Below are 12,570 nucleotides of genomic sequence, written 5' to 3'. Positions count from 1 at the left end.
AATGACAGAAATCGTAAAGGTAAGAGAACAGCTACAAATTTCGCTTTCTGATTTCCAAGAACAAGCTTCATTACAAAGTGGTCAAATTTTTGTAGTGGGGTGTAGTACGAGCGAAGTGCTAGGAGAAAGAATTGGGACATCAGGAACAATGGAAGTAGCAGAGGCGATTTTTTCTGAGTTAAAACAATTTCAAGAACAAACAGGTATTGAGTTGGCGTTTCAATGTTGTGAGCATTTAAACCGTGCTTTAGTAGTTGAGAAAGAGTTGGCGATGAAATATCAATTTGAAATTGTAACAGTTACGCCTGTTAGATCAGCAGGTGGTGCATTAGCAACATATGCTTATCACAATTTGAAAGATCCGGTAGTAATTGAGTTTATTAAAGCAGATGCGGGAATGGATATTGGTGATACATTTATCGGTATGCATTTAAAGCACGTAGCTGTTCCGGTTCGTACTAGTGTGAAGGAAATTGGAAGTGCACATGTAACGATGGCAACAACACGTGGAAAGCTAATTGGTGGAGCACGTGCTGTTTATGCGGCGAAGGAAGAGACTATCACTTGCCGTTAAAGTTATGAATAAGGTATGTTGTCTGACTTTATTATAGAAGAAAGAAAAGACCGATTTTCGGTCTTTTTTTTCTTTTATGATATAGAAAGTCATGTTAGAATGTAGTTGAAAACATGAAGGTTCGAAAGAATTACAACCTGAATTTTCGTTTTTTCTGAATAAATAAGAAAAAACTGTTGGGAATCGATGTAATTCGTTCAGAAAAGGGGGATTTTGGTGGATCATTTAAAACGTCAAGATGAAAAGGTATTTGCTGCAATTGAGGCAGAACTAGGAAGACAGCGTTCGAAGATTGAGTTAATTGCTTCGGAAAACTTCGTAAGTGAAGCAGTAATGGAGGCGCAAGGTTCTGTTTTAACGAATAAGTATGCTGAAGGATATCCTGGGAAACGTTACTATGGTGGTTGTGAACATGTAGACGTAGTAGAAGATATCGCACGTGATCGCGTAAAAGAAATTTTCGGCGCAGAGCACGTAAATGTTCAACCGCATTCTGGTGCACAAGCGAACATGGCAGTATACTTCACGATTTTAGAGCAAGGCGATACAGTACTTGGTATGAATTTATCTCATGGTGGTCACTTAACACACGGAAGCCCTGTTAACTTCAGTGGAGTACAATATAATTTCGTAGAATATGGCGTGGATGCTGAATCTCACCGTATTAATTACGATGATGTATTAGCAAAAGCGAAAGAACATAAACCAAAATTAATCGTTGCAGGTGCAAGTGCATACCCTCGTGTTATCGATTTCAAACGATTCCGTGAGATTGCAGATGAAGTGGGCGCATACTTAATGGTTGATATGGCACATATCGCTGGTTTAGTAGCGGCTGGTTTACATCCAAATCCAGTGCCACATGCACATTTCGTTACAACAACAACACATAAAACATTACGTGGTCCACGTGGTGGTATGATTTTATGTGAAGAGCAATTTGCAAAACAAATTGATAAATCAATCTTCCCTGGTATTCAAGGTGGTCCACTTATGCACGTAATCGCTGCAAAAGCTGTTGCGTTTGGTGAGGCACTTCAAGATGATTTCAAAACATATGCACAAAATATCATTAACAATGCGAACCGCTTAGCTGAAGGTCTTCAAAAAGAAGGACTTACACTTGTTTCTGGTGGAACAGACAATCACTTAATCCTAATTGATGTTCGTAACCTAGAAATCACAGGTAAAGTAGCAGAGCACGTATTAGACGAAGTTGGTATTACAGTGAACAAAAATACAATTCCATTTGAAACAGCAAGCCCATTTGTAACAAGTGGTGTACGTATCGGTACAGCAGCTGTAACATCTCGTGGTTTCGGTTTAGAAGAAATGGATGAAATTGCGTCACTTATTGCTTACACATTAAAAAATCATGAAAATGAAGCTGCATTAGAAGAAGCGCGTAAGCGTGTAGAAGCGTTAACGAGCAAATTCCCAATGTATCCAAATCTATAATAGATTGAAGAAGACTGCTGAGACATAATTGTTTTGGCAGTTTTTTTGTGGACATATATTGTTCTTTAAGTATGTATACAAATGATGAATAAATTTTGGCGATATAATGAAGGATACAGCTCCCATAATTGGTAAAGATACTAGATAGATTCATCGGAAATCATGACTTTTCCAAATTTGCCCTTGAATATTAGTAGCGTTTTCTTTACAATCGTAAATAGTGTAAAAAAGCGTGCAAACGCATGAATATCATCTAAAGGAGAGATTCACATGGGAAAACTGTATGTATTTGATCACCCGTTAATTCAACATAAGATTACATATATTCGCGACAAGAATACAGGTACGAAAGATTTTCGTGAATTAGTGGACGAAGTAGCAAGCTTAATGGCTTTTGAAATTACTCGCGACCTTCCACTTAAAGACATTGAAATTGAGACTCCTGTAAGCAAAGCGACAACAAAAGTGATCGCTGGTAAAAAACTTGGTTTAATTCCGATTTTACGTGCAGGTTTAGGAATGGTTGATGGAATTCTGAAATTAATTCCAGCAGCAAAAGTAGGACACGTTGGCTTATACCGCGACCCTAAAACATTGCAACCGGTAGAATACTATGTGAAACTTCCAACGGATGTAGAAGAGCGTGACTTTATCGTACTAGATCCGATGCTAGCAACAGGTGGTTCTGCAGCTGAAGCAATTAACTCTCTGAAAAAGCGCGGCGCAAAACAAATTAAATTAATGTGTATCGTTGCAGCTCCAGAAGGAGTAAAAGTAGTACAAGAAGAACATCCTGATGTTGATATTTATGTAGCAGCATTAGATGAGAAATTAAATGACCACGGATATGTAGTACCAGGTCTTGGTGATGCTGGTGACCGTTTATTCGGAACGAAGTAAGACAACTGACGAGCAGGGGGATTCCTCAGCTCGTCTTTTTTTGATGTAAGCAAGTAGGGGAGGGGAGAGGATAAATATACATAGTATATACAACATAAGTTGCATACACATCACATATAATATAGAAGTCTTACGTCTAAAGAGCACTATATTATGGAAGGAAAGCGTTATATCGTAAAAATATAATAGTGACAAACTTGTGAACATTTCCTTCTATTATAAAGAGAAAACTGTTAGAAATTTCATATCTCTAACCAGTATTTAGAAGGGGAACGTTTTCATTTTTGGGAGGAAATGACTAATACTCAAATTTTTTGATTTTTTACGATTTCTCGTTGACACTGTTAATACCCTATTGTATGCTAACAACGGGGATAGATGGTAGGGCTTTCAGTGACAAAAATACATCTATTCCGTGACGAAAATGTAAACTTTTTATTTTGTATAGGATTTATGCAAAAAAATGAGTTATTATTAACACATCGTGAATGAGGGCTACATATTGGAGGGATGAATCCTTGCAAAAAAACGATCGCAGCCATATAAAAGCTTATGCTTTAATGTCAGGTATTCTTGCTCAGTTAGTCGGTTCTATTCTTGTTGGGATCTTTGGTGGGCAGTGGATTGATAATAAGGTTGGAACGTTTCCATTGTTTCTTATTATAGGGTTATTACTCGGATTAGGAACAGGGGTATACGCAATGATTCGACTCATTCGACATTACTATTCGGGAGAGCAATGATGATAGACGTACATGGACTTGTCCAAAGACAAAAGAAATATATGTACTACTTGCTTGCGCTTCTAGTGCTAGGATGGGGATTCACCTCTTACAAGGATGTATTTCTTGGACTGATTATCGGAACGATTTTCAGTTTTCTTAGTTTGCGCATCATTGCACGTAGGACAGACAAGCTGTTGGATCGCGTGACAAATGGAGAAAACGTGAAGTTTAAGGCGACAGCGGTAAGTACATATTCAAGATTCGCCACGATTGGGTTATTAATTTTATTTGCAGCCAAATATCAAGAGTTAATTGCGATGTGGGGCTTAGGTGTAGGATTGCTGACAGGATACCTTGTCATGATCATAGATTTTCTTTATTTAGAGTATAAGAGCAGGGAAGAGAGGTGAATTACTAGTGGAACACGGTAAATTAGTTGAATTTCTAGGTTTAACGTTCGATTTGTCATCAGTTATGATGGTTACTGTAGCAGCAGTTGTTGTTTTCTTAATCGCTGTTATCGGAACTCGCAGCTTAGCTCTTCGCCCAACAGGAATGCAAAACTTCATGGAATGGGTGTTTGACTTCGTGAAAGGGATTATCAATAGTACGATGGACTGGAAAACAGGTGGACGTTTCTTAACGCTTGGCGTTACGCTTATCATGTTTATCATCGTATCGAACTTCCTTGGTTTACCATTCATGTATTCAGCAACTGAAGCTGGCGAACATATTGCATGGTGGAGATCACCAACGTCTGATCCAGCAGTTACATTAACATTAGCCGTGATGGTAGTTACCCTCACCCATTATTATGGAATTAAGATGAAGGGTACGAAAGAATACGTAAAAGGTTATTTCCAACCTATGAAATTCTTATTCCCATTAAAGGTTATTGAGGAGTTTGCTAACACATTAACGTTAGGTCTTCGTTTATTTGGTAACATTTATGCAGGTGAGATCTTATTAGGATTACTTGCTAAGTTGGGCGGAGCATCATTCCTTGGAGCATTAGGTGCACTTGTGCCGATGTTAGCATGGATGGGATTCAGTGTATTCGTTGGATCAATCCAAGCATTTATTTTCGTTATGTTAACGATGGTTTATATGGCTCATAAAGTAAGTCATGACCATTAATATAATTTAAGTAAGAAAAAATTTATTTTTTTATAATACAAAGGAGGACAAATTAAATGAGTTTAGGTGTAATCGCAGCTGCAATTGCAATTGGTTTATCAGCATTAGGTGCAGGTATTGGTAACGGTCTTATCGTATCACGTACAATCGAAGGTGTTGCTCGTCAACCAGAATTAAAAGGCGCACTTCAAACAATTATGTTCATCGGGGTTGCTTTAGTTGAGGCACTTCCAATCATCGGTGTAGTTATTGCATTCATCGTAATGAACAAATAAGGGAGACTCCCCTTACATAGATGGCGAAGAGTGTTTTTTCGAACTTTCTTCGCCATTGCTTTATGAACGAAACGTATGTCTTTTTTTTTCATATGATCAATTTAGATATTTTGAAGGGAGTGAATCCTTGTGCCAACTTTATTATTAGGGGCTGCCATTCCATTTGGAACGATTGCTTATACATTGTTCATTTTCTTACTTCTATTAGTAATGCTACGCAAATTCGCGTGGGGTCCTTTAATGGGGATTATGAAAGAACGTGAAGAGCATGTTACTAATGAAATCGACGCTGCAGAAAGAAGTAATGCTGAAGCGAAGAAGTTAGTAGAAGAACAACGTGAAATGTTAAAACAATCACGTGTTGAAGCACAAGAGTTAATCGAAAGAGCGAAAAAACAAGCTGTAGATCAAAAAGATGCTATTGTTGCTGCTGCGAAAGAAGAAGCAGAATCAATTAAAGCATCTGCTGTACAAGAAATTCAACGCGAAAAAGAGCAAGCGATTGCTGCTTTACAAGAACAAGTTGCTTCTTTATCTGTTCAAATTGCTTCTAAAGTAATTGAAAAAGAATTAAAAGAAGAAGATCAAGTGAAGTTAATTCGCGATTATATTAAAGAAGTAGGAGAAGCGCGATGAGCAATGGGATTGTAGCAAAACGTTATGCTGTCGCTCTTTTTAAAATTGCTAAAGAAAAACACGTATTAGAAATGTTTGAAGAGGAATTACGCCTTGTACAAAACGTTTATGTAAAGAACGGAGAACTACATAGCTTTTTAACGCAACCGAACATTTCAAAGGAACAAAAGAAAACGTTTCTTGCAAACGTATTCGGGTCTGTTTCTGAATCTATTTTAAATACGTTATATATTTTAATTGATAACAAGCGCATTGATATCTTACCTGAAATTGCAGATGAATATGTTGTTCTTGCTAATGAAGAACGTAACGTAGCGGACGCAACTGTATATTCTACTCGTCTTCTATCGGAAGAAGAGAAGCTTAACATTGCAGAAGCATTTGCAAAGAGAACAGGAAAAGATGCAATTCGCGTAAAAAATGTTGTAGATGAAGATTTACTAGGCGGCATTAAAGTACGTATTGGAAATCGCATTTATGACGGAAGTTTACAAGGAAAATTAGCACGTATTCAGCGTGAATTAATGAAGAATAGATAGGGGTGAAGCACATGAGCATCAGAGCTGAAGAAATTAGCGCACTGATAAAGCAACAAATCGAGAACTATCAGTCTGAAATCGAAGTTAGTGATGTTGGTACAGTTATCCAAGTTGGTGACGGTATCGCGCGTGCTCATGGTCTTGATAACGTTATGGCTGGTGAACTTGTAGAGTTCTCTAACGGCGTTATGGGACTAGCACAAAATTTAGAGGAAAACAACGTAGGTATTATCATTTTAGGACCTTACACAGAAATCCGTGAAGGTGACGAAGTTCGTCGTACTGGTCGCATCATGCAAGTACCAGTAGGAAAAGAACTAATTGGTCGTGTTGTAAACCCATTAGGTCAACCAGTTGATGGTTTAGGCCCAATCAATACAACAAACACTCGTCCAATCGAAAGTCCAGCACCAGGTGTAATGGATCGTAAATCTGTTCATGAGCCACTTCAAACAGGTATTAAAGCGATTGACGCTCTTGTACCAATTGGCCGTGGTCAACGTGAGTTAATCATCGGTGACCGTCAAACAGGTAAAACAGCAGTTGCACTAGATACAATCATTAACCAAAAAGATGAAGATATGATTTGTATTTACGTAGCTATCGGACAAAAAGAATCAACTGTACGTAACGTAGTAGAAACACTACGTAAGCATGGTGCATTAGAGTACACAATCGTTGTAACTGCATCTGCTTCTCAACCAGCTCCATTATTATACCTAGCTCCTTACGCTGGTGTAACAATGGGTGAAGAGTTCATGTACAATGGTAAACACGTACTAGTAGTATATGATGACTTATCAAAACAAGCAGCAGCTTACCGTGAGCTGTCATTACTATTACGTCGTCCTCCAGGTCGTGAAGCTTACCCAGGGGATGTATTCTACTTACATTCTCGCTTATTAGAGCGTGCAGCAAAATTAAGTGATGCAAAAGGCGGCGGTTCTTTAACTGCATTACCTTTCATCGAAACACAAGCAGGGGACGTATCAGCTTACATCCCAACAAACGTAATCTCAATTACGGATGGACAAATCTTCTTACAATCTGACCTATTCTTCTCTGGCGTACGTCCAGCGATCGATGCGGGTACTTCTGTATCTCGTGTAGGTGGATCTGCTCAGATTAAAGCAATGAGTAAAGTATCAGGTACACTTCGTCTTGACCTTGCATCTTACCGTGAGTTAGAAGCGTTCGCTCAGTTCGGTTCTGACCTAGATAAAGCAACTCAAGCGAAACTAAACCGTGGTGCTCGTACTGTTGAGGTATTAAAACAAGGATTACACAAACCGTTACGTGTAGAGAAACAAGTTATCATTCTTTACGCTTTAACACGTGGATTCCTAGATGATATCCCAGTAGTAGATATCACTCGTTTCGAAGAAGAATTCCATGCTTGGTTAGATTCTAATGCGACTGACTTATTAGAAGAAATCCGCACAACTAAGAAACTTGCGGATGACGACAAATTTGCAGCAGCAATTAACGGATTTAAAAAAGTATTCGTAGCTTCTGAATAATAAAAAGTGAAGCCGACTGTTTAGCCCCATCGGCTAAGAGGCGGAGCTAGATAATATATAAAGGCATCTCAATTTCTGAGATTGCTGACGGTTATGTAAAGGAAAAGAGTAGGTGCACCTATTCTTTTCCTTCAATCATGAGCAAGAATATCTTGCAACGTAGATTAGGAAGAGGATTCTTACTAATCGTGCCAACTTCCGGAAAAAAGGTGGTGAAAACCTGTGGCATCTTTACGCGATATAAAAGCGAAGATTAACTCGACAAAGAAAACGAGTCAAATTACGAAAGCGATGGAGATGGTATCTGCATCTAAGTTAAACCGTGCAGAGCAAAATGCTAAATCTTTCGTTCCGTATATGGAAAAGATTCAAGAAGTAGTAGCGAGCATTGCGCAAGGAAGTAAAGGAATTAATCATCCAATGCTAAATGCGCGTCCTGTAAAGCGTACAGGATACATCGTTATTACATCTGATCGCGGACTAGCAGGTGGTTATAACAGTAACGTATTACGTACAGTAAGTAACGTAATTCGTGAACGTCATAATATGGATTCAAACCAATATTCAATTATTGTGCTTGGACGACTAGGACGTGATTATTTAAAACGTCGCGGCTTTAACATCATTGATGAAGTAGTTGGATTATCTGACCACCCATCATTTACTGATATTAAAGACCTTGCTTCTCGAGCAATTGCGATGTTCGCAGATGGTGCTTATGATGAGCTGTATATTTACTACAACCATTACGTAAGTAAAATTTCACAAGAAGTAACGGAAAATAAAATTTTACCGCTTACTGATGTGGCGTCTGATAAACCGACGACAGCTTATGAATTCGAACCTTCTGAAGAAGAAATTTTAAAAGTACTATTGCCACAATACGCAGAAAGCTTAGTGTACGGTGCATTACTAGACGGTAAAGCAAGTGAGCACGCAGCGCGTATGACAGCAATGAAGAGTGCTACAGACAACGCAATGGAAGTTATCGATTCACTTACACTTTCATTCAACCGTGCGCGTCAGGCAGCGATTACGCAAGAAATTACGGAAATCGTTGGTGGAGCAGCAGCGTTAGAATAGTAATAAAAAGCGTAGGCGGTTCGTTCAGAATGAGAGGGGGATGGAGCTTTTGACGTAGAGGCGATTTGTGCCTCGCAGGAAAAAGCGAAGCCACCGAACATTCTAACCGCTGGAGCTAGATTCAATAAAAAGCGTAGGCGGCTCTGTCAAAAGAGTCGCGTAAGCTATAAACTAATAAAAAATGAAAAGCTAGCTGCTCGTAGAAAGTTAGCTAATTAAAAGAAAGCTAGGAGGGAACCCGATGAATAAAGGGCGCGTTACGCAAATCATGGGTCCGGTTGTAGACGTTAAGTTTGATGGCGGAAAGCTACCAGAAATCTACAACGCCCTTACGGTAAAACAGAGCAACGAAAACGGTGAACTTAACTTAACATTTGAAGTTGCACTTCATTTAGGTGATGATACAGTTCGTACAGTTGCGATGTCTTCCACAGATGGACTTGTTCGTGGCACAGAAGTAGAAGATACTGGTAAAGCAATCTCTGTACCAGTTGGTGATGCAACACTTGGTCGCGTATTTAACGTATTAGGTGATGCTATTGACTTAGATGGTGAGGTTCCTTCGGATGTACGCCGTGATCCAATTCACCGTCAAGCACCTGCATTCGAAGAATTATCTACTAAAGTAGAAATTCTTGAAACTGGTATTAAAGTAGTAGACTTACTTGCTCCTTACATTAAGGGTGGTAAGATCGGTCTATTCGGTGGTGCCGGTGTAGGTAAAACAGTATTAATTCAGGAGTTAATCAACAACATCGCACAAGAGCACGGTGGTATCTCTGTATTCGCTGGTGTAGGTGAGCGTACTCGTGAGGGTAATGACTTATACCACGAAATGAGCGATTCTGGCGTAATTAAGAAAACTGCGATGGTATTCGGACAAATGAACGAGCCACCTGGAGCACGTCAACGTGTTGCATTAACAGGCTTAACAATGGCTGAATATTTCCGTGATGAGCAAGGACAAGACGTACTTCTGTTCATCGATAATATCTTCCGTTTCACGCAAGCAGGTTCTGAAGTATCTGCCCTTCTTGGCCGTATGCCATCTGCGGTAGGTTACCAACCAACACTTGCAACAGAAATGGGTCAATTACAAGAGCGTATTACATCTACAAATAAAGGGTCTATCACGTCTATCCAAGCGGTATATGTACCAGCCGATGACTATACTGACCCAGCACCAGCTACAACGTTCGCTCACTTAGATGCAACAACAAACTTAGAGCGTCGTTTAACACAAATGGGTATTTACCCAGCCGTAGATCCATTAGCATCTACATCTCGTGCACTTTCTCCAGAAATCGTAGGAGAAGAGCATTATGAAGTGGCTCGTCAAGTACAGCAAACTTTACAACGTTACAAAGAGCTTCAAGATATCATTGCTATCTTAGGTATGGATGAGTTATCTGAAGAAGATAAGTTAGTTGTACATCGTGCTCGTCGTATTCAATTCTTCTTATCTCAAAACTTCCACGTAGCGGAGCAGTTTACAGGTCAAAAAGGTTCTTACGTACCTGTAAAAGACACAGTTCGTGGTTTCAAAGAAATTCTAGAAGGAAAATATGATGACCTTCCAGAAGATGCATTCCGCTTAGTTGGTGGCATTGAAGAAGTTATTGAAAACGCGAAGAAAATGATGGCGTAAGGCCTTAGGAGGGACGAAGTATGAAGACATTTCCAGTCAGTATTGTAACTCCTGATGGACCGGTTTACGAAAAAGAAGTAGAAATGGTAAGTGTAAAAGCAGAGAGTGGGGAAATGGGGATTTTACCAGGTCACATTCCAACTGTTGCACCATTAAAAATTAGTGCAGTTCGTCTGAAAAATGGTGGACACACTGATTATGTAGCGGTAAGTGGTGGCTTTATCGAAGTTCGTCCAGATAAAGTAACTGTATTATCATCATCTGCTGAAGAAGCAAACCATATCGATATCCATCGTGCAAATGAAGCGAAGCGTCGTGCTGAGCAACGTCTGCAAGATAAACAAGCACATGTTGACTTTAAACGTGCAGAAATGGCATTACAACGCGCTGTGAACCGTTTAAACGTTTCCGATATGAAATAAAAAAATCCGTAAAGGCAAAGCCTTTACGGATTTTTTTTATGTAGTTAATGGATAATTTTACAAAAATGGTATAATTATATTGGTGCTCGTATAAGTAGAGAATGTACAACAATTTATAAAGGGGATGAATAAATGATCGGTGAAATGAAGCGAGAAGCATTGCACTCTTTAAAAGGAAAATGGGGACTAGGTGTTGGATCAACGATTTTATATCATATTGTAAGTTACGTCGTTTCAATGGCTGTAATGCTTATAGTATTAATTCCAGGAGTTATAATATTTATTTTAGCATCTATTTTAACTGGTTCAATTGAAGAAGAAACAATGGCAATTGGAGCTGCTATTACGTTTGGGGTTTTTTACTGCCTTATGATAATTTTAAGTTATGCGGCTTATGGCATTACCACATATGGTCATACGAATTTGTTTCTACAAATAAGCAAACGAGAAGATGCTAGAGTGGATTATTTATTTGAAGGATTTCGTGGCTTTAAAAGAATGATGAAAACAATGTGGGCTATGCTTGCAATTTTGTTATATACAGGTATATGGGTTCCGATGTTAGGAACGATTGTATTTGGGCTATTAGGTTTTCTTGATGAGAATGCAAATCCATCATTTATAATTGTTTTCTTTATTTTATTAGCTATTTCGTTTATTGTAATGGCTATTTTGTATTTTTCATATTCGATGACATATTATGTGATGGTTGAAAAACCGGAATACAGTGTTTCGCAAGCAATGAAAGAAAGTAAGAATCTGATGAAGGGGCATAAATTAGATCTGTTTCTTTTATGGCTAAGCTTTATAGGGTGGGCTATTTTAGCGATTTTTACACTTGGAATAGGTTTTCTATGGCTTAGTCCGTACGTGAGTACAACGACAGCGCATTTTTACCGCTATATTTCAAAAGATGAATTGTAGTAGGAACATGCTATACTAATAGAGTTATTGTGTATAGGAGGTTACGTATGATTGGTGATTTAAAAGGAGAAGCATTAGATTCATTAGAAGGGAAATGGGGATTAGCTGTCGGGGCGACATTACTTATTTCAATTCTAATCATGATTTTTAGTTTTAGTATTGAGTGGGGATTTTCTTCAATTTTTGATTGGAAAGAAACGAAAAATTCAATTTCAATAAATATCCTTACATTTTTTGTTACTGGGCCTTTAACTTTAGGTGGATATTATCTTGCTTTAAATATCCTTCGTGAAAAGCAAGCTAGTATCGGTAATGTGTTCATTTGGTTTTCAGAGGGAAAGAGATTTTTAAAGTCATTTTTATTATATTTATTAGTAAATTTTTATCTTTTCTTATGGACGTTACTGTTCATTATCCCAGGCATTATTAAATCATTTTCTTATGCGATGACGTACTTTATTATAAATGATCACCCGGAGTATTCTATAAATCAAGCGATTACAGAAAGCCGTCGTATGATGGATGGACATAAGATGGAGTATTTCATTTTATGTTTGAGTTTTATTGGTTGGTTTATATTAAGTTGTATTACACTCGGGATTGGATTCTTATGGCTAATTCCATATTTTTATACGACGTCAGCAGCTTTTTATGAAGAGATTGCAGAGGAATATTACGAAAAAAAAATTCCGACATTATAAAGTGAGTCGGACACTCTGCGTCGATGAA

Annotated in this window: 16 protein-coding genes; all 16 read left to right on the top strand. The window is 38.4% G+C overall.

Going from position 1 to position 12,570, the window contains the following annotated elements; all coding sequences use genetic code 11:
* Position 1 precedes the first annotated feature (1 nt).
* Positions 2 to 574: a TIGR01440 family protein gene (locus PQF83_RS18300; RefSeq protein ID WP_000136362.1), complete on the top strand. Its 573-nt coding sequence runs from the start codon at positions 2 to 4 to the stop codon at positions 572 to 574.
* Positions 575 to 790: 216 nt separating this feature from the next.
* Positions 791 to 2,032, top strand: a complete 1,242-nt coding sequence (glyA, locus tag PQF83_RS18295) for a serine hydroxymethyltransferase (protein WP_000349817.1) — start codon at positions 791 to 793, stop codon at positions 2,030 to 2,032.
* Positions 2,033 to 2,302: 270 nt separating this feature from the next.
* The gene (upp, locus tag PQF83_RS18290; protein ID WP_000517539.1) at positions 2,303 to 2,932 is read left to right on the top strand and encodes a uracil phosphoribosyltransferase; all 630 of its coding nucleotides are present in this window, start codon (positions 2,303 to 2,305) and stop codon (positions 2,930 to 2,932) included.
* A 378-nt stretch (positions 2,933 to 3,310) separates the two neighbouring features.
* Positions 3,311 to 3,424, top strand: a complete 114-nt coding sequence (locus tag PQF83_RS18285; RefSeq protein ID WP_000232961.1) for a DUF4024 domain-containing protein — start codon at positions 3,311 to 3,313, stop codon at positions 3,422 to 3,424.
* 26 nt (positions 3,425 to 3,450) lie between these two features.
* Complete coding sequence (locus PQF83_RS18280; RefSeq protein ID WP_001171223.1) at positions 3,451 to 3,675, top strand: AtpZ/AtpI family protein; 225 nt, start codon at positions 3,451 to 3,453, stop codon at positions 3,673 to 3,675.
* Positions 3,675 to 4,067 carry an ATP synthase subunit I gene (locus PQF83_RS18275; protein WP_000567600.1) on the top strand — a complete coding sequence of 131 codons (393 nt, stop codon included), beginning with the start codon at positions 3,675 to 3,677 and terminating at the stop codon, positions 4,065 to 4,067. Before PQF83_RS18280 ends, PQF83_RS18275 begins: the two co-directional genes overlap by 1 nt.
* A gap of 7 nt (positions 4,068 to 4,074) precedes the next feature.
* Positions 4,075 to 4,794 carry a F0F1 ATP synthase subunit A gene (gene atpB / locus PQF83_RS18270; protein ID WP_272792305.1) on the top strand — a complete coding sequence of 240 codons (720 nt, stop codon included), beginning with the start codon at positions 4,075 to 4,077 and terminating at the stop codon, positions 4,792 to 4,794.
* A 56-nt stretch (positions 4,795 to 4,850) separates the two neighbouring features.
* A complete protein-coding gene (gene atpE, locus PQF83_RS18265; protein ID WP_000052064.1) occupies positions 4,851 to 5,069 on the top strand; it encodes a F0F1 ATP synthase subunit C in 219 nt (72 codons plus the stop codon).
* 129 nt (positions 5,070 to 5,198) lie between these two features.
* Positions 5,199 to 5,705 carry a F0F1 ATP synthase subunit B gene (atpF, locus tag PQF83_RS18260; protein ID WP_001142617.1) on the top strand — a complete coding sequence of 169 codons (507 nt, stop codon included), beginning with the start codon at positions 5,199 to 5,201 and terminating at the stop codon, positions 5,703 to 5,705.
* Positions 5,702 to 6,244, top strand: a complete 543-nt coding sequence (atpH, locus tag PQF83_RS18255) for a F0F1 ATP synthase subunit delta (RefSeq protein WP_000064683.1) — start codon at positions 5,702 to 5,704, stop codon at positions 6,242 to 6,244. Before atpF ends, atpH begins: the two co-directional genes overlap by 4 nt.
* Before the next feature lie 11 nt (positions 6,245 to 6,255).
* Complete coding sequence (atpA, locus tag PQF83_RS18250; protein WP_000027518.1) at positions 6,256 to 7,764, top strand: F0F1 ATP synthase subunit alpha; 1,509 nt, start codon at positions 6,256 to 6,258, stop codon at positions 7,762 to 7,764.
* 222 nt (positions 7,765 to 7,986) lie between these two features.
* Positions 7,987 to 8,847: a F0F1 ATP synthase subunit gamma gene (gene atpG, locus PQF83_RS18245; protein ID WP_000157696.1), complete on the top strand. Its 861-nt coding sequence runs from the start codon at positions 7,987 to 7,989 to the stop codon at positions 8,845 to 8,847.
* Between the two features lie 241 nt (positions 8,848 to 9,088).
* On the top strand, positions 9,089 to 10,495 hold the full coding sequence (atpD, locus tag PQF83_RS18240; protein WP_001032592.1) for a F0F1 ATP synthase subunit beta: 1,407 nt from the start codon (positions 9,089 to 9,091) through the stop codon (positions 10,493 to 10,495).
* Between the two features lie 20 nt (positions 10,496 to 10,515).
* Positions 10,516 to 10,917, top strand: coding sequence for a F0F1 ATP synthase subunit epsilon (gene atpC, locus PQF83_RS18235; protein ID WP_000847211.1), 402 nt, complete (start codon positions 10,516 to 10,518; stop codon positions 10,915 to 10,917).
* Between the two features lie 132 nt (positions 10,918 to 11,049).
* A complete protein-coding gene (locus PQF83_RS18230; protein ID WP_000578798.1) occupies positions 11,050 to 11,841 on the top strand; it encodes a DUF975 family protein in 792 nt (263 codons plus the stop codon).
* A gap of 47 nt (positions 11,842 to 11,888) precedes the next feature.
* Complete coding sequence (locus PQF83_RS18225) at positions 11,889 to 12,542, top strand: DUF975 family protein (protein WP_000578699.1); 654 nt, start codon at positions 11,889 to 11,891, stop codon at positions 12,540 to 12,542.
* The last annotated feature ends 28 nt before the right edge of the window (positions 12,543 to 12,570 follow it).

This window comes from Bacillus sp. FF-1 (assembly GCF_028548245.1).
GTDB classification, from domain to species: Bacteria; Bacillota; Bacilli; order Bacillales; family Bacillaceae_G; genus Bacillus_A; species Bacillus_A paranthracis.
The sequence above is the reverse complement of the archived record's forward strand: the minus strand, read 5'-3'. Positions and strand labels throughout refer to the sequence as shown.

Bases quoted from the DNA above. Each gene is read 5' to 3' on its own strand.
- PQF83_RS18300 (WP_000136362.1), top strand. From the start codon at position 2: ATGACAGAAATCGTAAAGGTAAGAGAACAGCTACAAATTTCGCTTTCT.
- upp (WP_000517539.1), top strand. From the start codon at position 2,303: ATGGGAAAACTGTATGTATTTGATCACCCGTTAATTCAACATAAGATT.
- PQF83_RS18285 (WP_000232961.1), top strand. From the start codon at position 3,311: ATGGTAGGGCTTTCAGTGACAAAAATACATCTATTCCGTGACGAAAAT.
- PQF83_RS18275 (WP_000567600.1), top strand. From the start codon at position 3,675: ATGATAGACGTACATGGACTTGTCCAAAGACAAAAGAAATATATGTAC.
- atpE (WP_000052064.1), top strand. From the start codon at position 4,851: ATGAGTTTAGGTGTAATCGCAGCTGCAATTGCAATTGGTTTATCAGCA.
- atpH (WP_000064683.1), top strand. From the start codon at position 5,702: ATGAGCAATGGGATTGTAGCAAAACGTTATGCTGTCGCTCTTTTTAAA.
- atpA (WP_000027518.1), top strand. From the start codon at position 6,256: ATGAGCATCAGAGCTGAAGAAATTAGCGCACTGATAAAGCAACAAATC.
- atpD (WP_001032592.1), top strand. From the start codon at position 9,089: ATGAATAAAGGGCGCGTTACGCAAATCATGGGTCCGGTTGTAGACGTT.
- atpC (WP_000847211.1), top strand. From the start codon at position 10,516: ATGAAGACATTTCCAGTCAGTATTGTAACTCCTGATGGACCGGTTTAC.
- PQF83_RS18230 (WP_000578798.1), top strand. From the start codon at position 11,050: ATGATCGGTGAAATGAAGCGAGAAGCATTGCACTCTTTAAAAGGAAAA.
- PQF83_RS18225 (WP_000578699.1), top strand. From the start codon at position 11,889: ATGATTGGTGATTTAAAAGGAGAAGCATTAGATTCATTAGAAGGGAAA.